Origin of the sequence: uncultured Gemella sp. (genome assembly GCF_963519265.1) — a bacterium.
In the GTDB taxonomy this organism is placed as follows: Bacteria; Bacillota; Bacilli; order Staphylococcales; family Gemellaceae; genus Gemella.
Genome location: NZ_CAUQNQ010000002.1, coordinates 15250 through 39242, shown reverse-complemented (window position 1 = coordinate 39242; position 23993 = coordinate 15250). Strand labels below are relative to the sequence as shown.

Below are 23993 nucleotides of genomic sequence, written 5' to 3'. Positions count from 1 at the left end.
TATTGTATCCTTCGCTTATACGCAAATTATAACATTAATGGTTATACAAAAGTTCGATATTAGAAAAAAACTGAATGTCGAAAAAGCAAGTAATGTTTTATAGTATTATTGTAAATGGAGTTAAAATGTAATATACTTAAAATTACCTTTTATGCTCTTCAAAAAAATCCATAAAAGGGGGGATAATCATGAATTTGTATGATTATATCATAGGAATAATTTCCAAAAAAGAACTTAAAATTACTAGAGAGGAAGTAGACAGCGCGATAATTTTATATATGAAAGCCCACAATTCAAATACAAACTACAAAGAAGATTTTATTTATGAAAGAATAACAGATTATTATAAAGTACTTGAAATTTTAAAAGAATATCATGAAAAGGTATCAGATGATGTAAATATAATTGTTCCTGTTACATTTGAATGGGCGATGTATTTTAATAGAGTGGGTGAATATAAAATTATAAATGGTAAACAATTTCTGACATTTACAATTGATTATAATAAATACTATTATGATGAGGAAAATCAATTATTACTATCTGAAGATAAAAAAGAGTGTGATATTTCTATGTTAAGAATATCTCCAAGTGTTATAAGAGATGTAAAAAAAAACAAATGTATAATTAGGGGCAAATTTATTTTAGTTTATGACGATCAGGAGACTATAAAAATTTATCGTAAGCCTTATTCGGCAGAAAAAAGATATCAAAAAGATACATCAAAATATATCTTAAATTTAAAATTTATAGATTGTTTTTATGGCGATAATAAAGAATGGGCAAAATTTATTTTAAAAGAAATAACAGATAGAGTTGAAAAAAATTTTTTAAGGGTTGTTTATTTTATGATATGTGAAAAATATGGCTCAACAAGAAAAGTAAAAAATAAGAAAGAGGCTAAACTTGAATATATTTTCAAAAAAAATAACCGTAATGAAATTAAAAAAATTCCCAAGGTGTTTTTAAAAAATGAAGAATATAAAGATATATTTCATAAAGGAATAATAGTGTTACTTATTAGTGAATGGCATTATTGGGATATAACTATGATGACTAGGTTACATGAAACTCCTCGTGATAAATTAGTTAAAAAATTCAATAAAATTAATGCACTCTATGAAGAATGTATAAAATTTGGAGACTCTTATAATACTGATCTTGATAATTTAAAAATACTAGCAGATATTAATAGCAATTTACAAAAGATAGTGGAGTTTTGGGAAGAGAGGGGTATTGCGCCAGGATTCGAGAAAATAAAAGAATATGCGGAAAAGATAAAATTGGAACTGGAGGAAAAGTATCTTGAACAACAAGTTAGAAGTGATTTGCTAATTCAAGGGCATGATTTAGATAATGAATCAGAGAATGATTTTAATGAGAGTGATGAATAGGATATATTAGTAAAGAAGAGAGAGCAATTTAAAAAGATACTTTTTGAGTTGCTCTTTTTTTATTATATAAAAAATATAATCAAGTAAGTTACTAATTTAATCGATAACAAGATTTAACAAGTTTTAAATTCTTGATGAGATAATTATTTTCCTATAAAAAACACTTGCTTTTTTTTTTTTTTGATATAATAGTCGCTAGAAGAGTATAAAAGGTAATTATTTTTTTATAATTAAATGAAGAAACTCATAATTTAATTATAGAAGAGATACTTTATGGAGGTATATTTAATGAACAAAAATACAAAAAGAGTTTTATCAGCAATAACTGTTGCAAGTTTATCTGTAACATCATTTACAGGTAATATACAAAATGTAGTTAATGCTAAAGAAGACAAGCAAGAAGAAAATGCACTTTCAACAAATCGAGTAAATGCAGAAGTATTAGAAAATGAAGCTGGTGCAGTAATTCGTGTTAGCGCGTCTTCAAATGTTCAAAATGTTAAAACAACTTATTCAGTAGATACTGCAGGTAGTAAGGTTGTTTCTTTTGGGGATTTAAAAGCAGGAGAAGTAAGAGAAATTCAAGTTAATTTTGAAGAAGATTCAAATAAACTTAAATCTTTACCTAAAACTACTGCTGTAAGTGATAGAGTAGATTTTAATAAAGAGGTAAGAGGACATAAAATTAAAGGTAGCGTAAGCTTTGAATATGATAATGGAGATACTGCACCAACAGTAACACCAACTAAGCCAGTGGTAACACCAACAGTGCCGACTACACCTACTAAACCAGTGGTAACACCAACAGTGCCAACTGAACCTACTAAACCAGTTGCTCCTGTGGTAACTACTCCATCAAATCCAACAGAACCAACTAACCCAGTAGTAACACCAGCAGAACCTACAAAACCAGTAGAACCTGCTAAACCAATTCAGACGGTTATTCCTGATACTCCAGATGAACCTGTAGTAACTCCAGAGAAACCTGGTAGACCAGTTGCTCCAGTAGTAACTCCAACAGAACCTACTAAACCAGTAGTTCCTGTGGTAACTCCAGCAGAACCTACAAAACCAGTAGAACCTGCTAAACCACTTCAACCGGTTATTCCTGATACTCCAGATGAGCCTGTAGTAACTCCAGAAAAACCAGCTAAACCAATTGCTCCAGTAGTAACTCCAGCAGAACCTACTAAACCTGTAGTAACTCCAACAGAGCCTACAAAACCAGTAGAGCCTGCTAAACCAGTAGAACCTGCTAAACCAGTTACACCAGCGGTAACTCCAGCAGAACCTACGCAACCAGTTGCTCCGGTGGTAACTCCAGCAGATACAGGTCTTGAGGCTGGTATGCCAGCTAATGTTAAGTGGTCTCGTGCGCAACTTAAAGAGTGGGGATTCACATTTGGTAAAATCACAGGGGATTATAAAGTAGATGGTGACCTTGGGGTATTTGATAATGATGATGTATTAGACCCAGTTTTTAGACGTGGTTTAGATACTATAGATGATAAAATCATGGATGGTACAATGTCATTTGACTATGCTGAGAAAAACACTCCACACGGATATTCAGGTTACTCAGTAACAAAACCAGATGGTACTAAAGGATATAACATCTTTTTATACGATATTGACGCGGTATATAATGACGGTCAAAAAGCTCGTTAATTACTAATAAAATATAATATTAGAAAGGTTTATAGATAATAAGTCTATAAACCTTTTTACTTATGTAAGTTACCTTTTTGTTTATTTTAGGTTTACGCAAATATAGTTCTTTCTTTTTATATGCACTAATAGAACCTATTAGCGCATTTTTATCTTAAAATTTAGTATACTTTTAATCTAACATTTATAACTATCTAAAGAATTACTAACGCAAACACAAGTATTAAATTACAGCAGATGATTTTTACACTGGTTTATGCTATAATTTAATAAGACAAGTAGACAATAAAATGGCTATTAGTTATAAAGCTTTATGGCATTTGTTAGTTGAAAAAGAAATGAATAAAGAAGATTTGAAAAAGGCTGCAATATAACAAGTAACGTAGTTTCAAGGATGAGCAAAAACGCTTATGTAAACCTCGACTTGATAGAGAAAATCAGTGTAGCAATGGATTGTAAAATTGAAGATGTTGTAGAGATCATAAAGAATAAGGAGATAATAATTAAAATGGCAAGAAAAGATAAGATTGTTACACCAAGTGTAACTAAAAAACTACAAAGTTTAGGTTATTCTGTAGCAGATTGGGATGACAGTAAAACCTACTCAAAACTAGATGAAGAAATAATAAACGCTCTTTCTAAAGCATCAAAAAACCAAAAAGGGAATGAGGGTTATCCTGATAGGATTTATTTTAATAAAAGTGAAAAGCTATTGATTTTAGTTGAAGAAAAACCAAGAATGTTAGACCACAATATTGATGATATCAATAAGGGAGCTGTAGCTGGTATTAAATGGTATTTGAGTTTTTTCAACAAAAAAGATTTTGAAAATTATAAAATATTAGGGATAGCGGTAAGTGGAGATTTAGATGATTCATATGGGCATGGTTTTTCTTGCTTTATTATAAGAAATATGAAAATTGAGGAATTAAAACAGGTAACTAATTTCCTTTCAGAAGAAGATTTTTTAGCAATATTCAATACATTTGATGAAGAAGAAGCAATAAAGACAGTTAGTAGTGCCAGTAAAACGATAAACAATCTTTTGAGAAATATAGATTCACAGAAGAGACCGATTTTATTGTCAGCTTTGATGATTTCTTTATTTAAGCCTAAAGATTATACGAATACATTTATAGATAATTATAAAAATATGTCAGGAAAGGATATATTAACTAATTTATATCCAAAGGTTAAGGATATTTTAGAGGGTGAGAATATCCCAAACCAAAAAATAGAAGTTTTAGACGCAGAATTAAAATCTATTGCAAATGACCCAACTATGCAAAATAGTGATATACTCAAAACTATTTTGAAAATCCTTGAAAAAAGTATAATTCCTTTATTTAATAACCATTTTTCAACAAGTTCAAATTATGATATTATGGGTAAATTTTACGAGGAGTTTTTAAGATATGCGGGTGTGTCAAATGTAAAAAAGGGTATTGTTTTAACTCCACGGCATATAACAACGCTATTTACAAAATTAATTCCTATGAAAGCGGACGATGTGATATTAGATTTATGTTGTGGAACAGGTGCTTTTCTTATAGCTGGGATGAACAAGTTAATTTCTTTAATTCAAAATAGTGATAGGTCTGATAAAGTTGAAGCCATCAATAATGTTAAAGAAAATCAACTATTTGGTTTTGAATTAAACCCTACTATGTATATTTGTGCTTTATCAAATATGCTTTTTAGGGGAGATGGGAAATCAAATATATATAACTATGATTCAATTAGGGATTCTAATGTAGATAGAATTTTAAAAGAAGTAAAGCCGACTATTGGATTTATAAACCCTCCATATTCAGGTAAGGAAAACAAAGAAGACCCTACACCGAAAGAAATAACATTTTTAACAAAAATGCTTGATAACTGTTCGCGATATGGTGTGATTATTGCACCTTATTCAGCCTACTCTAAAGATGACATCATTAGAGAGAATATTTTAAAAAAACACACACTTAAATTTGTTATTAATATGCCAAAGGATTTATTTCAACCAAATGCAGGAACGTATACAGCTATTGCTGTTTTCGAGACAAATTTACCACATGATTATAAAAAAGAAATTGCTTTTTATGATTTGGACGATGATGGCTTTGTTTTAACAAAAAATAAAGGTAGAACAGATTTATTTAGAAATTGGAATGGTATTGAAAACGAGTTATTAGAAGCATTACATTCTAATAACTATGATGATGGAATTAAAAGCTTAAAAACAAAAATCACCCCAAAATCTGAATGGAATATTTATGCTTATTCAAAAACTGACTATAGTGGATTATCAAAATCAGATTTTGATAAGACTGTAAAAGATTATTTATTATTTTCCATGAAAAAGGACTTAGATATTGTAACAGAAGAAATAAATGATTTTGATATGTTAAATTTAATACATTCATATTTTACGGAGGATATAGATGAGTAATATAGATATAGGAAAATGGAATGAGTTTAGAATAGAAGAATTATTTGACATCTATACAGGTGGAGATTTGATATTAAGAGATATTGAGATAGGGGATAAGTTGGTAATATCCCATGGTGGGAAAAATAATGGATTTGGAGCTTATGTAGACACTATAGGAGATAGAAAACTATTTGATAAGGATAAAACATTGAGTTTATCAGATAGAGGTATATTTATATCATACGTACAGCCGTCTGATTTTTATATAGGAACTAGAGTTAAAGCATTAGAATTGAAAGAGAAGTATAAAAGCAACAAATATGTTTTATTATTTCTATCTACCATTATAAATTATGAATCTTTCAGATTTTCTTATGGTAGAAATGCTACGAACAAACTTCCTGAACTTATTATAAAACTTCCAACAACAGAGGTGAATGGGGAATTGGAGCCTGATTTGATTTTTATGGAAAACTATATGAAAGAAATAGAAAAAGATCAAAGAGAACTTCTTTCTAATCTTAAAAGTCCTTTTATAAGTAAAAATTCTAAAAAAATAATAGATACTACAGGGTGGAAATATTTTTGTTTAGATGAAGTTTTTGATGAGATTTATAAGGGAAAGGCTCATATTAAACAAAAGATTGAGACTAGCAATTTTAAAAATGAGGAGAATATAAATTTTGTTACAAGAACTGAAAAGAATAATGGGGTTGATTGTTATGTGTCGAATAATAGTATTATAAAGAAAGAAGCAGGTAATTCTATAATAATTGGTGATACAACAGCTACAATATTTTATCAGGAAGACGATTTTGCTACTGGAGATCATATAATTGTTTGTAGAAGTAAAAAATTAAATAAATATAACGCTTTGTTCTTAAAAACAATTCTTGATAAGGAAAGATATAAATACTCATATGGAAGAGCGTTTAAGATGGAATCATTGAAGAATACAAATATTCTTTTGCCAGCTATATTAGTAAATAAATATTATGAACCTGATTGGGAGTACATGGAGAATTTTATAAAAGAATATACGTTATTTAAATAAAGAATTGTTTTGCCTTAATGGCAAGAAGTGATTAAAAAAATCGTAAGCGTCCAATAACGAGGTATATTGAAATTAAATAAGAGCTCTTCGCTTATTGTGGAGAGTTTTTATTTATGGGTTAGGAGAGTTAAAGTAATTTTAAAATAAATATTTGCTAAACTAGAAGAAATAAATAAAATACTTTTGTATAAAGGGGAAAGTTGTTAATGAATAAGAATAGAAATAAATTAAGTAAAGTTATGAACTATTCGTTAGCTTTAAGTTTAGTAGGTACAGGTGTAGGTTTAACTTCTTTAGTAACACCAACACATACGGTATTAGCTGCTAAGAATCACGATGGGGTATGTCAGGTGGAAACGAAGACTGGGGAGTTGGTGTTTCAGGCTAATGGAGTTGATGTGATTACAGATGTGAGGTTTTACCAATAATTCCATTAATGGTAAAACTACAAGTTTTAGCAATCACTATTCTTTCAGAAAAGTGATATAAGTAATAGAATAAATATGAGAGTTTTATAAGAAAAATAGTATGTTGAATTTTGAAATGTAAAAGTGATACTATAGATAGAAGAAAAAAAGTTAATAGTATTATGTAATTTTAAATAAATTATTGATTAGGAAATTTAAGTTTTGATATAGGTGTAATTATTAAAGATTACAAAGTCAGTGGGGATTCAAGTATATATGTAACTAAATAAGATATTTGTAAGTGTAAACTTGTAATTGATAAGGTATTTACGTATCCTATGTTTAACTATAAATATAAGAAAGAAACTTTAATAATACGTAAGTATAATTTATTAAATGTTAAGATGAAATATTTTTATTTACTAGTTTAATTGAGATTTAAATTTGAGATTTATTAATGAGAATTATAAAAACCACTATAAATATTAATAGTGGTTTTGGAGACACTTTGGAGACAATCCAAAGTGTTTTTTATTGTTTTTAGTCTACATATAACCTTATAAATGCTGTTAAAATAAGGTTTCTCGGTTTAAGTTACCTTAGTATATTATTCCCATTCAATAGTAGATTCTTACCCGTGAGCCCCCGTATATCAACTTTTAAAGATAAAAAAGCTAGTTTTGGTGGGGTAATTGGTGGGGTTGCCTTAAATTGATTTTAATACTTGATTACCGTTAAAATTTATAAGGCTTTTCTTAGGTCTATTATATACTATATTTCCTTCCATTTCTAGTGCGATATGTTCATCTGCACCAGTCCACAAATGTGAATAGTGTTTTAACGTTATTTCTGGCGATGAGTGACCAAGTCTTTTACATAGTATTAGTATAGATATATTAAATTCATTTATGAGATAACTAGCGTGACTATGTCTTAATCCTTTAGCTTGAATTTTTTTGACTCCAGCTAGTTTAGAATATCTAGCAATTATTCTTGATATGGTAGATTTAATCATAGGTAAACCATCGTAAGAGAAAATAAAATCATCTTCATTACCTAAACCAATTGTTTTTTGAGTTTTCTTCCATTTTTTTAAAATTGAAATCGTGTCCGAGTCTAGACTTATAGTTCGTCTACCATTTTTAGTTTTGGTATAGGGGTTTATTGTCCAATCCTCTTTAGATTGTATTATTAGCATATTGTGAATACGTAACTTTTTATTTTTAAAATCTACATCATTCCACCTTAAGGCACAGCCTTCATTAACTCTAATACCCGTCATGAAATAAATCCATAACATAATAAAGTTCAAATGCTCATAAGTATTTCCTATATATATTTTAGATATTACAGCTTCAAATTCTGATTTTGTCCAGTATGGGACAGTAGCTTTCCCTTTAGGTATTGCTTCTACACGCTTTGATATATTTTGTTCTACATATCCCATTGTTAATGCAAAATCTAATGATTTTCTAAAAGTTCCAAATATTAAACTTGCATAACTTTGTGAAAATCCAGCTCCACCATCTTCCTCATCTGAAAGAAGCCACATTCTATAATTTTGTACTTGTTCCAGTGAAATGGAACGTAGCATAGTATTAGAAAATCTATCTCGAATAGTTTCAAGAATTTTTCTTCTAATAGAAAATGTATGCTTACTAACTGTAGTTTTATAATAAGGAATATAGATGTTGTTCATATATTGTTTATAGGTCATTCTATAATTAGAATATCCTCGATTTTCCATATATTCGTTTTTAATACGTATAAGCTCTCTATTTGCTTCATTTGCAGATGAAAACTTTTTACCGTTTTTATCTTTTCTACCTTTTTTACGTATTCTTTTACCTGTCATTTTATCAATTCCAAGCTCTGTTTGATAAAAGAAGTTACCTTTATCATCTATATATATACCTGCATATTTAGTTTTAATTTGTGCCATTAGAAGTTTCCTCCGAAGTATCATAATTAACTTGAAGGGTAATCCCTAATATTTCTTCAACTACTGAAATAGGTACTCGACCTAATCTTTTGTTGTTATAAAATGCATACCCTTGTTTTACCATAATTTGCTTTGCTTGTCTAATTATTGATACTGAAGTATGTTGTTTGTATCCTAATTTCATTAGTTCATTTTTACTAATTGTCCTATTTATCATTGTCATAATAATAAACTCCTTGCTATTTATTTTTAAATTTGAGATAATAGCAATAGATAGTAATATTGCTATTTAATCTTTTGGTTATCCTTTTTTGCTTTGGTCGGCGGAAGGATAATCTTTTTTTGTCCAATGCATATTTCTTATAATTTTTTTAATTATTATTTTTTTTAGCTCATCTTTCTTGTATGATTTTGGATTTGAGAAAATATATAGATACTCTGTATTTTTTCTATACCATGTTCCTTTCCGTTCTTCTTTTGGAATTACTCGTTTATATGGGGTAGATAATAGGAATTTGTTAGTAACTTCTATTTGTAAATCTATTCTTCTATAAAATTGGTCAGAATCTTCACCCGCCGAATCTTCAGCTTCGTAAAAGAACTTACCAGGAGCATGAGGTGCTGTTAAGATGATAACTTTAGAAATTCCCTGCTTATTATGATAGCGTGCAGAAATGGGTGAAATAGAGAAAGGGTCCAAGAGTTTAAGCCAATTTGAAACATTCATACTACTACCTCGTATGTCATCAAGCAATAATATTTCTTGTGAGTTAAACTCATCAAATGCGTTAGTTGATGCTGTAATGCAGTGTTCCCAGATTTCTCCAGAATAGTGTAATGCAAGATGTTTAATTGTTTTTATTAACTCTTTTGCAAATCTAGTTTTACCAATACCACTATGACCTTGTATATAAATAATAGTCTTTTTAAATTGTCCATCTTCTAAGTCATTAATAGTCTTTATAGTTTTCTTTTCGTTGTATGTGTCTATCGCCTCATTAACCTTTCTCTTATGATGTAAATATATAGTATAGTATTCATTGGTAAGCAAGATTTTTTCTTTATTTATCTCACCATTTGCAATTTTAGAGATAAGCCAGTCAACACTTAAATTTGTTTCTTTAGCTGTTTTCGTTGCTCTTCCTTTAAACCAAGTATTAATTCTTTTTTTGTATATATCCATATAGTTTTCACCAAGAATAGTTAATACTTCTTCTGGTTTATATTGATGTTTATTTTCATCTTTAGCGTGAATCAAGTATGCCAAGCAATTATCGTAACCATACCTTCCAGATTTAAGCTTTTCTAAATATTGTGGATTTATACCAATAGCTAATGCTATATTGTTAAGCGTTGCACCTTTTTCAAATTTAAATAGTATATGTATATGTTTTGGTTTAAGTGTACTGTTATCTTCGTATAAGTCTTCATCATGAAGTATGGAATATACTTCAGATGGTATAATATCATTACTTTTTAATTTTGAAATGATTTCATCTAAAAGTGGTCTTAAATCACCATTATTTGCTGTAGTTATTGAGTCCTTATTTTCCCATAAATCCCAATAAGCAGGGTCTAACTGTTGAACTAGCATTATTGTTTTTAAAATTGCTTCTTTTTTTATCATGGATTATCTCCTATTCTGAGAATATTTAAAATCGATTTTTAATTATTCTTTTAATTATTCTCTTGATTTTTCTTGATTTTATTTTTTTGAAAATCGACTTAAAGCATTGATTTTATTGTTTTTTTACTGCGTGGAACATTGACAAGCCCTGTTCCACGCAGGCGTTAGGAATTAATTAATTATTAACTTCATAATTTTAAAATAGTAAATTATGCGAAGAAAGTGTCGTAACATTCATAGCTATCCATTAATGATTTCGCAAAATTATATTTGATTTTGAAACGATGTTCAAATTCGGACATTTGAATTTGCTTCTCTTCCAAACTCCTTGTATCATAGAAATATTCCATAATTTCATCGTAAAATCTTTCTGAAGAAATATATAAGTTAATAAAAGCATTAGATAATAATTCCACATCAAACGTACTTTTGGCAATATCCACAAGGAATAAATATTCATTAAATATCCATTCTTCTATTTCACTGATTTTATCATTGTTATAATCCTCTTCTCGCGTAAGTGCACGAAGTGATTCATCGTATAATCGTGCATATTCTCTTAATATTTTATCGTTAAGTACAATGTTAAATTGTTTAATTTTGCGCATTTGTTATGCCTCCTGAATTTATATTTTTTTAAAGTAAGGGGTTTCGTAAAAATGGGGTGTTTCCCATTTTCTTCCTGATCCTTGTATTCGGGCAATTCCTTGCCCTTTTTTGTAACTTCGTTTAGGTAGGTCTGCGAATCCACTCATTAGATATTGTCTCTCTGTTGGAGAATCAGCAGCTCCACCAAGCATAATTACAGCATCAGAACAGTTTACTCTAGCTAAGGATGGTAAAAATCCTTCTTTAGTGGCAAATTGAGATATTGCAATTATATGTATCCCTGCACTTGCTCCTGTAGCTGAAAGTCTGTTAATTGCTGTTATCCATCTGGATGTAATTTTTAGTGTTTTATCTGTTTTATCAAGCGATTCAAGAGAAGCGTTTAAATTACCAAGTTCATCAAAGAAAATGGCTATATTAGGCATATCTTTCATATCTAGGTATTTATCCTTCCCAGCATTATTGATTTCTTGTAGTCTATTATCCATGACAGAACACCAATATTCAGCACGTTCAACAATTTCAATAGGGTCACTTTTCCCGTTGAATTCTTTGACGTATCTATCGTATTTTGCTGAGTTATATTCAACAATCCAGTTTTGTAAGAGCATTAATTTAGCCATATATTCACCAGCAAGAACTGACTTACCTGCACGTGTGCGTGCTATTATTGACAAATGAGCAGTAATATTGGATTGCCACACAAGATTTTTAGCCAGTCTAATATGGTGTTCACATTCAGAGATATTCTCTTTTATATCACCAGTATTATTAATAATTAATCTCTCTGATGTTATAGTATCTTCAAAGTAAAATAATATAAAACTATCATCAAGTGTCAACTCAGAGCTTACAACAGAATATTTTTGATATTTCCCAGATAATACTCCAGATATCTTTTGTTCAAATTTATCACGGTCCGCCCTGTCAAAATTTGAAATATTTTCTATAGCTATAAAACCTTCTTTTAAAGAACTATCAAGAAATACGTATATTTCTGGCATTTCTTCGCCATATCTAGTAGAATTACTAAGTTTTAGTACATCGGTGATTGTTTTATCGTTAAATAATTTGTTTATTCTATTAGCTAATTTATTTGCTTTTTTACTCATTTTATCTATCTTTAAGACAGAAACTTGTTCTCTGTTTTTAAGTGAAACCACTAAGAAGAAAATAATTAATGATAATAGACTTATAGATAAAATAAAATTGTGAATTAAGTACTTTTTAAAGAAGCTATATACTATAAATGTAAGTAACAATGAAAGGCAGATAGTTATTATCAAAACCACCGATAAAATCTGATGGTTTTGATATTTACTATCTCGCTTTCTAATAATTCTGCGATACTTATTCATTTCGTTGAGCTACTTCGACAGATTCCGCAGAGTACCAACCACTTCCAGTAGAAGTAGCTCCTCCACGTACATTTCTAAATACTAGAATTGTACCAAACTTAACATCTAATTTTTGAGGGGCTTTAATGGTGTATTCTAGATTATTTTTTGTATCTACTATTGAATACTTGAATCCACCTTCAACTTCATCCATTACTCCTGTTGAAACCACAGGGAGCTGTCGAACTATATCAGCTGTATACTCTTTTCCTGTATTCTTACTTGTTAATAGCACCTCGATAGTAGGGTGTTTTAAAACCTCTGATAGTGTTTTATTCCAATTAGGTTTAGCCATTGCTAAGCCCTCCTTTCAATTTATTAAATATTATTTTTAGTTGTATATGTGTCATAATAATATTATAGTAATATATTATAAGTGCTTCCCCTTTCAAATAAGGCAAATCCTTAACATCTTTAAAACTCCTAAAGGAAAATTTGTATGGTGAATACCATATTTCATAGAGTTCGTTAGGAACAGTTTTAAAATATGTATCTTTTGAAATTCTTTGATAAGCAACATTCCCATAATTAGCTAGTATATGTGCTTGAAAACGTTCAAGATTATAATTAAGCATTTATTTTCAACTCCTTTCTATTGCTTGATATTATCATGAGTGTTATTTGAATAACACTAGGTTACCTCCTTACATATTATTATAATCCAATATGTTATGTATTGCTAAGGTATTAGAGGTATAATTTTAATGAGCAAATACACGGACCTTAAATTATCTTTTATTCTTTCTTTTATCTATATAGTCTTATACTAATAGCATTTAAATGACATTGTAGTTATCTTATCTGCAAATAATATATTACATTTCACTTGTGTAAAAAAACATATTATGTTAAAATATTAAATAACAAAATACTAAAATCGAGGAGTGAAGAATTATGGAGATAGCTTTGCAAGATTTCTTTTGTGAGAAGGCATCAAATAGGATAGGAAAACTTATTAAGAAAAAGAATTTGAATTCTTTTAAAGTCTATGAGGATAACGCCACCCTTATAACATGGATTGTAAGAGGGGAGCGAACAAAGAGAAATCCATATTTATTAACTGAAACATCTACTAATAAAATATTAGAAAGTCTATATGGGCAAGGATTATCAGAATCAGAGCGAAAAAGGGTTAGTAGAATGCTTTACTGGGGAGATAATGAAGAAATCTCAGAATATATTTACGATTTAATGAAATGTATATGTAAAAATCTGACAGAAGAACAGCAGGAAATACTAGATGATACATTAATAGATGATATATATTTTGCAGAGACTAAAGCATATAAGGAAATAGTGAATGAAATTAATGCTCCGCTTATAGGTATTAATATAGAAGAATTAGAATCTGAGGATATACCTGTTTCCAGATATTTAGCAGAAAAAGAGTTACTTGAAAATATAAAAGATGAATTCTTAGAAAAATTTATAAAATTTCTTGATTCTGCTAATATAGTGCGAACAAAAGAAAATGGAAAGAATGTGTATATTGACAAAGGTATCACATTTAAAAATCAGTTCGATACTGATAATATTGTTGAGATTTTTCTAGACATAGTTAAAAATCATAAAATACCAACAGAAGAATCTATAGGATTCAGAGTGTACTCAATCGTGAAAAAAGATATATCTAAATTAGATTCTTTAATAGAACGAGAGTTAGTATATGATACAGTATATTCTGCTTATAGTAAAGATGAGATTTTAGAAGCAGACCTTAATTTTCAGCGTAAAATAATCGAAGCAGGAGAAATGTATATAGACTTTCTAAAATATACTTATAGAAAAAGAAATCAAATTTTAGATAAGCTGAATAAAGAGGGAGAAATTTAGTTATACAATAGATAAAATACAATATTAAGCTAACAATAATTTCATTAATGTTAGCTTTAAAGATATAAAGAAAAGCACTATTCTAAAAAATTTAGAAAAGTGCTTTTTGTGCTTACAGAAAATAGTTAGTTATCATTTCTAAAACCACCTAAAATAATTCATAATAATCTTATTATTTTTATGTAAAAAAAAGCTTGCGTTTTTTTTTTTTTTGATATAATGGTCTTAATTAAATTATATAAATTAAATTTTTTCCTATTTTCATAGGAAGACAAATTATAGAAATTTGGAGGATATTATGGAAAAATCGAAAAAAGCCGTATCTTATCTACTAGCAGCGGCTGCATTAACTACAGTAACAACAGCTAGTGTCAATCAAAACGTTAAAGCTGAAAATGATGTAAAAGTAACTACTGAACCTAAACAAGAGACTGGTAAAGTAAGTGCTGTTGTATTAGAAAATGAACAAGGTGCTGTAATCCGTGTTACTGCTCATGAAGATGTTCAAAAAGTTAAAACAACATATACAGTTGACGGAACTCAAGCTAAAACTGTTAACTTTGGTAACTTAACTAAAGGACAAGTGAAAGACATTCAAGTAAGCTTTGGAACACAAGCACCAGCTGTTAAAACAGTAAAAACATTACCAAATACAGCTGTTGTTAGCGACCGTGTGGAATTCGCTAAAACTGTGAAATCTCACGCTATCAAAGGTTCTGTAAGTTTTGAATATGAAACTAAGAAAGTATTAGCAATTGAACCTGATACACCAGTAGTTCCTACTAAACCAACTGACAGCGTTAAACCGGTAAAACCAGTTGATACAACTAAACCTGTTACACCTACTCAACCAGTTGACACAGTTAAACCAACTGAACCAACAAAACCTGTAGATGTAACTAAACCATCTGAGCCTGTTAAACCCGTAGGTACTACAAAACCAACAGAACCAACAAAACCAGTTGATAAACCAACTACTCCAGTAGGTACTCAACCAAAAGATGAACCTACTATTCCATCTAATCCAACAGATAATGGAACTTGGAAAGAAGAAACTCGTACACGTACAGTAACTGTAGATGAAGAATATACAGAAAACACAACTGAAGATGTTTACGAAACTAAACAACTATTCGACGACTTTATCGACTTAGTTGACGGTCAAGGTACACTAATTAAACACCTTGGTTGGTATAGTGATTTAACTCAATCACAAATCGATGATGAATTACTAGCTGTACCATCTACTGTAAAAGACCCTAAAACAATCTTCGTACGTAAAGTTCGTGAAACTAAAAAAGTTAAAGTTGGTACAAAAACTGTACCTGTAACTAAAGTTCGTAAAGTTCAAAAACAAGAAACTTACACTGTATGGGTAAACTCTAAAACTGGAGAAGTTCGCACAAGTGAACCAACAGTTCCTTCTACTCCAAAAGAAGATAATGGAAATTGGAAAGAAGAAACACGTACTCGTACAGTAACTGTAGATGAAGAATATACAGAAAATACAACTGAAGATGTGTTCGAAACTAAACAACTGTTTGACTACTGGTTAGATATCGTTGATCAAAACGGTAAACTGCTAAAAGTAGTTGGTTGGAGTGATGATTACACAGCGTCTCAAATTGACGATATGTTACTAGCTTTAGGAGATAGGAACACACAACCTCAAAGTCATGAATACAGAAAAGTCCGTGAAACTAAGAAAGTTAAAGTTGGTACAAAAGTTGTACCTGTAACTAAAGTTCGTAAAGTTCAAAAACAAGAAACTTATACTGTATGGGTAAACTCTAAAACTGGAGAAGTTCGTACAGAACGCCCATAAGACAAAACAAAAGACTAACAAAAGACTAACCAAAAGGTTAGTCTTTTGTAGATATAAGCCATAGTTTTTCTTTGAAATACTAGCTGTAAAGCGTATCCGTAAATAGTTGATTATCTCAGTTTAATTTGATATAATCAGAGCTGGAGAGAGAAGTTAGGGAGTGTAAAACTTCCGATAAAGATGGTGGCTACTTCAATATGAAAGGGGATGGTGCTATGCTCGCATACACTAAAATCTTGAAGAAAGGAGTAGCAAGTTGTCAGCTTACGAAATTGTACAGACGATTATTGGAATAAATCTATTGATTGTTTCAGTAGTTAGTGCATGTATTGTAGCGTTAAAAAAAGACAATAAAAAATAACCATCTTTATACTTTGGCAAGGTAAGATGGTTATGTAATAACTAAACCAGAGCCACCGTCTTTAAAACGGCTCTCTCTTTTTATATTTATATTTTAGCATAGATGAAATAAGAAATCAAAGATTTTGATAAACTAAATTAGTGGTTAAATTTTATTTAAATAAAGTTATTTGCAAAATAAAATTATATAGAAAGTAATTGTTTATTGATTATATAATATTATAATTATATAAAAGAAAAAAAGGAGAGATAGTTTATGAATGAAAATAAAGAATTTTTAGAAGATTTGAGAAATAGCAATAGTTTCAAAAAAACTTTAGATGTAATTATTAATTTTAAAGAAAGTGATAAAAAATTAAATACATCTGAAATTATTGAGATGATAAATATAATAGTAGAAAATCGACAAGTATTTGGTGTTCTCAGACCGCGGAAAGATAATTATTCAGAGAACAATAAGGCCAGAGAATTTATTTCTGAATATGTAGATATATTGAGTGAAGATAAAGAATCTTTAGATGAACATACCATAAACAACTTGAATAAAGTTTTTAATGCTATTTACTTATTACTTTTAAAGAATGATATAGAAAAAGAAAAACGAAAAGAAAAAGGAAAAGTATATTTATATCATGCTAATAGCGTGATAACCTCTTTAGGATTTATTACAAGTAAGAAATTATTCTCAAGAAAATATGGGGAAGATACTGGCTTGCTACAGACTTATCAAAAATCAGATGAAGGAGATAAACAAAGAGATATCTTTAATGATATATTCTTTGATAATAGTGATATAGGTAGTAAAGTAATTTGTTATTATGGACCGATTACTTTTGTTTTTAAAGCACATAAAATTTTAAATTCTGAAAGAGAGATAAAAATAACAAGATATAATCCGATTGAGGATTCCCAAGAACCTCTGTATTTTTCTTCTTTATCTGAAATTGAAAATCAGATGATAAAATATATAGAAGGAGAAGATGGAGGCTATCGTTTTCACACTAGGTTTAAACATCATACAACAGTAAGAGATTGTGATTTTATAAAAATAACTAAAGAAAATCTTAAGTGCATAATGGTGGAATGTGTTGACAATGTAGCTGAAGTTAAATCGGCAGAGTGTTATTCATCTGAAAAAATTAAGAAGATGTTAGAATGTGCTTTAGAAAGAGCAAATCTTAAAGGTATAAAAGTAATTATAAGATATAAAAAAACTAAAAAGAATCATGATTCACGTTCTAAAGACGGAAATCCATATAGTACAGGTATGGATGAATTATGGTCAAGTGATTTAGAGGTCCTATATAAGAAAGATAAGTAGTTATATATGAAATGAATTTAATAAAAAGACCCCGCCAATAATTTTTGGTGGGGTTTTTGGTGGGGAACCTAATTGAATTAAATAGATTTGTAACATTTATAACAACTAAAAACGCAGTTAAATTAGGATTCTCCATTCAAATTATATTTGTAATCTATTCCCATTCAATCGTTGCCGGAGGCTTACTTGTAATATCGTAGACTACGCGGTTAACGTGAGCAACTTCGTTTACGATACGAGCTGAGATTTCTTCAAGTACTTCAAATGGAATATGAGCCCAGCTTGCTGTCATACCGTCGATACTTGTTACGGCACGAACTGCAACTGTGTAATCATATGTACGAACATCTCCCATAACTCCTACTGAGCGAATATCTGGAAGACATGTGAAGTATTGCCAGATTTCCCCTTCTAATCCACGTTTAGCGATAACATCACGTAAGATGAAGTCACTATCACGAACGATTTGAAGTTTTTCTTCTGTTACTTCTCCAAGAACACGGATACCAAGTCCCGGTCCTGGGAATGGTTGACGCCAAACGATTTCGTGTGGAAGACCAAGAGCCTCACCTAATGCACGAACCTCATCTTTGAATAAAGTGTTAAGTGGCTCGATTAGAGAAAAACGCATGTCTTCTGGTAATCCACCTACGTTGTGGTGTGATTTGATTGTTTGTGCATTCTTAGTTCCTGATTCGATAACGTCAGTGTAAAGAGTACCTTGAGCTAAGAACGGTACGTCGTGAAGTTTAGCACATTCTTCGTCAAATACATATACGAATTCATTACCGATGATTTTACGTTTTTGTTCTGGATCACTCACACCTTTAAGTTTTCCAAGGAATCTATCTTTGGCATCGACTTTGATTAGATTCATGTTGAATCCACCTTCGATTTCTTTACTGAACGTATTCATTACAGCTTCAGCTTCACCTTTACGAAGTAGACCGTGGTCGATAAACATACAGATTAGTTGATCCCCGATTGCTTTATCTAGTAAGGCTGCAACAACTGATGAATCTACACCACCAGATAATGCACAAAGAACTTTTTGATCTCCAACTTCTGCACGAATTTCTTCAATTTTTTCATCGATGAAGTTTTGGATAGTCCAGTTTTCAGTGCATTTACATACATTACGGATGAAGTTTTTAATTAAGTCATAACCGTATTCTGAGTGACGTACTTCTGGGTGGAATTGGAAGCAGTAAAAGTCTTTTTCTACGTTTTCAGCAGCAGCGATTGGACAGTTATCACTTGTCGCTACAACTTTGAATCCTTCAGCAAGTTCAACAACTTTATCAGAGTGACTCATTAGTACTTGTTGAGTTGTAGGAGTACCCTCGAATAATTTAGCTCCTGAAACTACATCAACATTGTGAGTTCCGTATTCTCTACTAGTTGCAGATTCTACTTTTCCTCCTAGTTTGTGTTGCATAAGTTGCATTCCGTAACAAATTCCTAATACAGGAATACCTAGGTTGAAAATCTCGTCATCAATTGTAAGAGAGTTTTCTTCATATACTGAGTTAGGTCCACCTGAAAGGATAATCCCTTTAGGGTTCATTTTTTTAATTTCTTCAATAGAAATTTCATTGTCATGTAGCTCAGAATAAACACCAAGTTCACGTACACGACGAGTGATAAGTTGGTTATATTGACTACCGAAGTCAAGAACTAATATAAATTCGTGTTTCACGTTTTTCCTCCTAAAATATACTTTTATTAATATAAATTATTATATCAAGAAGTTGAAGATATGTAAAATCTTAAATGTTAGAAATTTCGTGGATTTTTTTGACGGAATATTGATATTTCAACGAAAAAATAGCTAAAAACGAATTTTAAGTTTATGAAAAGGATAAAAAATTCGTGAAATAAGATTTTAGCTTTTCGAAAAAAATGATAATTTTGATTTATACGAATTATAGGTGAGAGAAAATTTTATAAAATTTTTTTGGAAAATGTTATAATAAGTTTAGAAAAAGTAGGAGGAAAAATAATGGTAAGAGCATATATTGGAACATATACCAAAGCAACTAGCGAAGGAATATACTTAGTTGAGTTATCTGAAGAAGGGAAAGTACTAGTAGTTAGAAATGTAGCAAAAGTTGATAATCCAACGTATTTAGCATTGTCTAATGATAATAAATATTTATATAGTGTATCAAGAGTAGATGGAAAAGGTGCTGTTACAAGCTTTGAAGTTGAAGAAAATGGAACTTTGAAAGAATTAACATCAGTTGCTCAAGAAGGGAATCCTCCTTGTTACGTAGAGTTAAATTCGGATAAAAATACTTTACTATCAGCGAACTATCATTTAGGTACGATTGATAGTTATGCTGTTGAAAATGGTGAGCTTGTAAAACTCTTGTCAACAGATCATCACGAAGGAAGTGGTGTACACGAAAGACAAGAGAAACCTCATGTGCATTTTTCTGGATTTACTCCAAGTGAAAAATATGTCTTCTCATGTGATTTAGGAACAGATGAGATTACATCGTATAAGCTTAACGAAGGAGTTTTAGAAAAAGTAGCTACTTTTAAAGCTAAAGAAGGAAGTGGAGTTCGTCACATAGTATTTAGTAGTGATGAAAAACAAGCTTTTGTCATGACAGAACTTACTAGTGAAGTAATTGCTTTTGATTATGATGGAGAGGGGAACTTAACAAATCCAACATATTATGCTACATTACCTGAGGATTTTTCATTAGAAAATAAAGGTAGTGCGATAAAAATTTCAAATGATAATAGATTTATCTATGTTTCTAACAGAGGTCAAGATGCGATAGTTGTTTTTGAAAATACAAAATCAGGTTTAAAACATCTTCAAACTATTAGTACTGAAGGGCAAGGTCCAAGAGATTTTGACCTTTCAAAAGATAATACTTTAGCAATTGCGACAAATGAAAATAGTGGAACAATTACGGTTTATATTGTTGATAAGAAAACAGGAGAGCTAACTGTTGTTGCTTCTGAGGTAGTTGTACCTGAGGCGGTTTGTGCTAAGTTTATATAAAAGAAAACCTAAGGTGAGGATGCAATGTGCACCGAAATTCTGGGCAAGCCAGTAACATCGACTCATCTTAGGTTTTGTTATTATGAATTTCGTTTTTTAACGACGAAGAAAGGTGCTCCGAAATTAATGTATTCTAATATATAATCTTCAAGATTATTGATATTCTTCGGATTGTTGCTATCTTTTGTTAAAATAAATCCTGTTAGTCGTAGTTTTTCGTGAGAAATATCTCCTACGATATATGGTTTATTTTTTAACACATCTACTAGTTTTTCTTCAAATGTTTCTTTTTGGAATGCGTCTTTAAAGTTGTAGATAAGCTCATAAATAGTTCCTTCAACTTCGAAAACTAAATTGTTTTGCTCCATATTTAATCCTTTCTAACAACTTGTCTCATAACGTATAGCGCTGCAAAAACAAGTGTATATATTGCAAGTATACCTGTAGCGAAGTACTTCGTACGATCTATAACGATAGTAGTTTTTTCGTAATTATTTTTTTTATCAAAGTTATCATCATTGATGAAATTTGATTTGATTTTTGCTAAATTTCCTATATTATCATTAGAAGTGAATTCAGAGAAAACTGTCCCTTCGTTTGCTGATATTGTTCCGTATTTTTGGAATAAAAGTATTTTTTTATTCATAAGAAGATATGTTACATCCTTAATAGAATGTTTCTCATAGAATAAGTCGTAAATATCTTCGTTAAAAGTAATACGTTCATTGTTTATAGTATATGTTCCTGCTTTAAGGGCAAGTTTGTAGTTGTAGTTTGAGAATAGGTAATCGTAAGTTTTTTGAAGCTTATCAAAATAAGTAGCTTTATCATCGCTTTGGTTTAATACGGTGATAATTAATTTAGTGTTACCACTGTACGCGTAAGTTACACTATTTTTGTCAGAGTAATCTAAACCTAAAACTCTAAACTTATCTGATTCTTTAAACTCAATACTATTGTTAATTTTTTCTCCAGATGCTAAAGTATGTTCTGGATTTTTTGTAATTTCTGTAATCTCAGGATAATTTTTTAGAATTAAACTAGTAATGTAAGAGATATTCTTCGCAGTACTAGTATTATTCCCGTTGTTATCTAGTGATTCTAATTTTGTGTCATTTAGTGACATAGAAGCTAATATGTCCTTAGCTTTATCAAGAGTTATGTTAAAGTGAGCGAATATAGCTTGATTAAGACTATTAGAATTTTCATTTTCTAATAGGAAGATTGCATCTTTAACTGTAATTGATGATTCTATTTTGTATTTAGAAAGAATGTCATCGCTGGTTGTAATATTAATTTTTTCGTCTAAAGTTATTTTTTTATTTTTCAAATTATCAGTAAGCAGGTAAAGTGCAAGATAGTTTGGTAATTTACCTACAGATACTTTTTCATTTTCTCCACGTTTAGAAATGATTTTCCCCGTGTTTAATTCCGAAACTACAAGATGAGCATTAACATCACTTAAATTTGTTACTGCGTTGTTGTCTAAAAAGACATCATCAGCTTTTGTGAAGTTTGGAACTAAAAATACAAGAAGTAAAATCAAAATGCTAATTTTTTTCAATCTCATTATTTAAAATCCTTTATTTTAAAATTGTCTAATTTAGAATATTAACATAAAATTAAAATTCCATTTAAACACATACCTTTTAGTATATTACAAAATAAGGAAAAATTCCAATAAGAAGGAAGCAAATTTTAGAATTTTTAATTGTGTTGCTTCCCAAAGTAAACTCTAGCGCAAAGTAAAAATTGGGATTTAAGTTGCAACTAATTTTTCTGTTACTTCCTAAAGTAAATTCCAGCTCAAATAAAAAACTGGAATTTAAGTTGGGAATTCCCCTGAATTTTCATTGAAATTATGAGGTGTGAGATTAAGTTCGACGTAGAAAAATTTGAAAGTATCTGATTACATGTTATAATTTAGATGATATTTGATTAAATTAAGAGAAAGTTGAGATTTAAGATGAAATATGATGTGATTGTGATAGGTCTTGGTAGTGCAGGGCTTATGATAGCGGATAGACTTAATGATAGTGGTTTGAAAGTATTAGTTCTTGAGCAAAATAGACGTGCAGGAATAAAACTTCTTTTAACAGGGAATGGTCGTTGTAATGTTATGAGTAGCGACAATGCTGAAGATTTTGTCGCGGCAGTGCATAATGGTAGATTTTTAAGAAGTGCATATCATAAATACAATGTTAAGAAGTTCTTTGATAAACATAATTTGAAATTAAAACAAGAAAATAGAAGATTGTATCCAGCGAGCGAGAAGTCTAGAGATGTTGTTAATGCGTTTAAAATAGATCACGCGAAGATTAACTATAAAGAGAAAGTAGAAGATTTAGTATTTGAAGATGACAAACTAGTAGGTGTAAAAACAAATGTTGATACGTATTACGGAAAAAATATCGTAGTTTGTGCTGGAGGAAAAACATATCCTCAGAGTGGAAGTGATGGTTCATTACATAGAATTCTGAAAAAACATGGTGTGAAGATTACTAAAATATACCCTAGTGAAGTAGCCTTAGTTTTTGAAGACTTTAGAGAATTATCTGGGGTTGCATTGCAAAATGTAAGAATGTTCCATAAGAAAAATGAAAGAAGCGGGGACCTTTTATTCACACATAAAGGATTAAGTGGACCTTTATCAATTTCTATGGGAGAATTCGTGGCTCGTTATCCAGAAGATAAATTTTATCTAGACTTTTATCCTGACTTTAATGAGGAAGAACTTTTTGCGAAGCTATGGGAAGATAACAAATTCTTACAAGGGAAATTACCGAAGAGTTTTTATAACTTCATGATTGAAAAACATTTCCCAGAAAATGTTAGTAAAAAAGAGTTAAGAAAATTTGTAACGAAAATCAAACGCTACGAGTTGGTTGATGTTAAGACGATGCCATTAGAATATGCCTTTACTACAGCAGGTGGAGTAGATCTTAAAGTAGTAAGTCCGAAGACATGTAGTCATAAAAAAATAGAGAATTTATACTTTGCAGGAGAAATTCTAGATTTACATGGAGAAATTGGAGGTTATAATCTTATGGTTGCCTGGTTCACGGGGATGATTGTGGCAGATGCAATTAAAGAGAAGTACGGAATAGAATAAAAAATTTTT

Annotated in this window: 21 protein-coding genes; 11 read left to right on the top strand and 10 right to left on the bottom strand. The window is 30.1% G+C overall.

The genetic code is table 11. The annotated features are described in order from the left end of the window. Positions 1-188 precede the first annotated feature (188 nt). From RWN11_RS00575 to RWN11_RS00555, 5 genes are all read left to right on the top strand, one after another. A complete protein-coding gene (locus tag RWN11_RS00575; protein ID WP_314159854.1) occupies positions 189-1394 on the top strand; it encodes a hypothetical protein in 1206 nt (401 codons plus the stop codon). Positions 1395-1682: 288 nt separating this feature from the next. Then, entirely contained in the window at positions 1683-3062 is a 1380-nt protein-coding gene (locus RWN11_RS00570; RefSeq protein WP_314159853.1) for a hypothetical protein, read from the top strand. Between the two features lie 508 nt (positions 3063-3570). Then, positions 3571-5496 carry an N-6 DNA methylase gene (locus tag RWN11_RS00565; protein WP_314159894.1) on the top strand — a complete coding sequence of 642 codons (1926 nt, stop codon included), beginning with the start codon at positions 3571-3573 and terminating at the stop codon, positions 5494-5496. Next, complete coding sequence (locus RWN11_RS00560) at positions 5489-6532, top strand: restriction endonuclease subunit S (RefSeq protein ID WP_314159852.1); 1044 nt, start codon at positions 5489-5491, stop codon at positions 6530-6532. The genes RWN11_RS00565 and RWN11_RS00560 overlap by 8 nt, the downstream gene beginning before the upstream one ends. Positions 6533-6738: 206 nt before the next feature. After that, positions 6739-6960 carry a hypothetical protein gene (locus tag RWN11_RS00555; RefSeq protein ID WP_314159851.1) on the top strand — a complete coding sequence of 74 codons (222 nt, stop codon included), beginning with the start codon at positions 6739-6741 and terminating at the stop codon, positions 6958-6960. A 685-nt stretch (positions 6961-7645) separates the two neighbouring features. Here the strand turns inward: RWN11_RS00555 and RWN11_RS00550 are convergent. The 7 genes from RWN11_RS00550 to RWN11_RS00520 all read right to left on the bottom strand — a co-directional run bounded on the left by RWN11_RS00550 (position 7646) and on the right by RWN11_RS00520 (position 13089). Continuing rightward, positions 7646-8881, bottom strand: a complete 1236-nt coding sequence (locus RWN11_RS00550) for a site-specific integrase (protein WP_314159850.1) — start codon at positions 8879-8881, stop codon at positions 7646-7648. Continuing rightward, complete coding sequence (locus RWN11_RS00545) at positions 8868-9095, bottom strand: DUF3173 domain-containing protein (RefSeq protein ID WP_314159893.1); 228 nt, start codon at positions 9093-9095, stop codon at positions 8868-8870. The genes RWN11_RS00550 and RWN11_RS00545 overlap by 14 nt, the downstream gene beginning before the upstream one ends. An 87-nt stretch (positions 9096-9182) precedes the next feature. After that, the gene (locus tag RWN11_RS00540) at positions 9183-10475 is read right to left on the bottom strand and encodes a Rep family protein (RefSeq protein WP_314159849.1); all 1293 of its coding nucleotides are present in this window, start codon (positions 10473-10475) and stop codon (positions 9183-9185) included. A gap of 242 nt (positions 10476-10717) precedes the next feature. Beyond that, positions 10718-11116 (bottom strand): hypothetical protein, encoded by a 399-nt coding sequence (locus tag RWN11_RS00535; protein WP_314159848.1) that lies wholly within the window; start codon positions 11114-11116, stop codon positions 10718-10720. An 18-nt stretch (positions 11117-11134) separates the two neighbouring features. After that, positions 11135-12475: a cell division protein FtsK gene (locus tag RWN11_RS00530; RefSeq protein WP_314159847.1), complete on the bottom strand. Its 1341-nt coding sequence runs from the start codon at positions 12473-12475 to the stop codon at positions 11135-11137. Further along, entirely contained in the window at positions 12468-12809 is a 342-nt protein-coding gene (locus RWN11_RS00525; RefSeq protein WP_314159846.1) for a hypothetical protein, read from the bottom strand. Before RWN11_RS00525 ends, RWN11_RS00530 begins: the two co-directional genes overlap by 8 nt. Continuing rightward, a complete protein-coding gene (locus RWN11_RS00520; RefSeq protein WP_314159845.1) occupies positions 12802-13089 on the bottom strand; it encodes a hypothetical protein in 288 nt (95 codons plus the stop codon). The genes RWN11_RS00525 and RWN11_RS00520 overlap by 8 nt, the downstream gene beginning before the upstream one ends. Positions 13090-13408: 319 nt before the next feature. On the opposite strand from RWN11_RS00520, the gene RWN11_RS00515 reads away from it, so the two are divergent. The 4 genes from RWN11_RS00515 to RWN11_RS00500 all read left to right on the top strand — a co-directional run bounded on the left by RWN11_RS00515 (position 13409) and on the right by RWN11_RS00500 (position 17853). After that, positions 13409-14347, top strand: a complete 939-nt coding sequence (locus tag RWN11_RS00515; RefSeq protein WP_314159844.1) for a hypothetical protein — start codon at positions 13409-13411, stop codon at positions 14345-14347. A 298-nt stretch (positions 14348-14645) separates the two neighbouring features. Next, positions 14646-16172 (top strand): hypothetical protein, encoded by a 1527-nt coding sequence (locus RWN11_RS00510; RefSeq protein WP_314159843.1) that lies wholly within the window; start codon positions 14646-14648, stop codon positions 16170-16172. A 256-nt stretch (positions 16173-16428) separates the two neighbouring features. Then, a complete protein-coding gene (locus tag RWN11_RS00505; RefSeq protein ID WP_081450717.1) occupies positions 16429-16533 on the top strand; it encodes a putative holin-like toxin in 105 nt (34 codons plus the stop codon). A gap of 255 nt (positions 16534-16788) precedes the next feature. Next, positions 16789-17853, top strand: a complete 1065-nt coding sequence (locus RWN11_RS00500) for a hypothetical protein (RefSeq protein WP_314159842.1) — start codon at positions 16789-16791, stop codon at positions 17851-17853. Between the two features lie 154 nt (positions 17854-18007). Here RWN11_RS00500 and guaA read toward each other — a convergent pair whose 3' ends face one another. Continuing rightward, positions 18008-19552: a glutamine-hydrolyzing GMP synthase gene (gene guaA / locus RWN11_RS00495; protein WP_314159841.1), complete on the bottom strand. Its 1545-nt coding sequence runs from the start codon at positions 19550-19552 to the stop codon at positions 18008-18010. Between the two features lie 303 nt (positions 19553-19855). On the opposite strand from guaA, the gene RWN11_RS00490 reads away from it, so the two are divergent. Next, positions 19856-20872 (top strand): lactonase family protein, encoded by a 1017-nt coding sequence (locus RWN11_RS00490; protein WP_314159840.1) that lies wholly within the window; start codon positions 19856-19858, stop codon positions 20870-20872. A gap of 80 nt (positions 20873-20952) precedes the next feature. On the opposite strand, the gene RWN11_RS00485 is transcribed toward RWN11_RS00490, so the two are convergent. Beyond that, positions 20953-21240 (bottom strand): YutD-like domain-containing protein, encoded by a 288-nt coding sequence (locus RWN11_RS00485; protein ID WP_314159839.1) that lies wholly within the window; start codon positions 21238-21240, stop codon positions 20953-20955. 2 nt (positions 21241-21242) lie between these two features. Continuing rightward, a complete protein-coding gene (locus tag RWN11_RS00480; RefSeq protein WP_314159838.1) occupies positions 21243-22442 on the bottom strand; it encodes a hypothetical protein in 1200 nt (399 codons plus the stop codon). 396 nt (positions 22443-22838) lie between these two features. On the opposite strand from RWN11_RS00480, the gene RWN11_RS00475 reads away from it, so the two are divergent. Further along, positions 22839-23984, top strand: coding sequence for an aminoacetone oxidase family FAD-binding enzyme (locus RWN11_RS00475; RefSeq protein ID WP_314159837.1), 1146 nt, complete (start codon positions 22839-22841; stop codon positions 23982-23984). Positions 23985-23993: the final 9 nt, after the last annotated feature.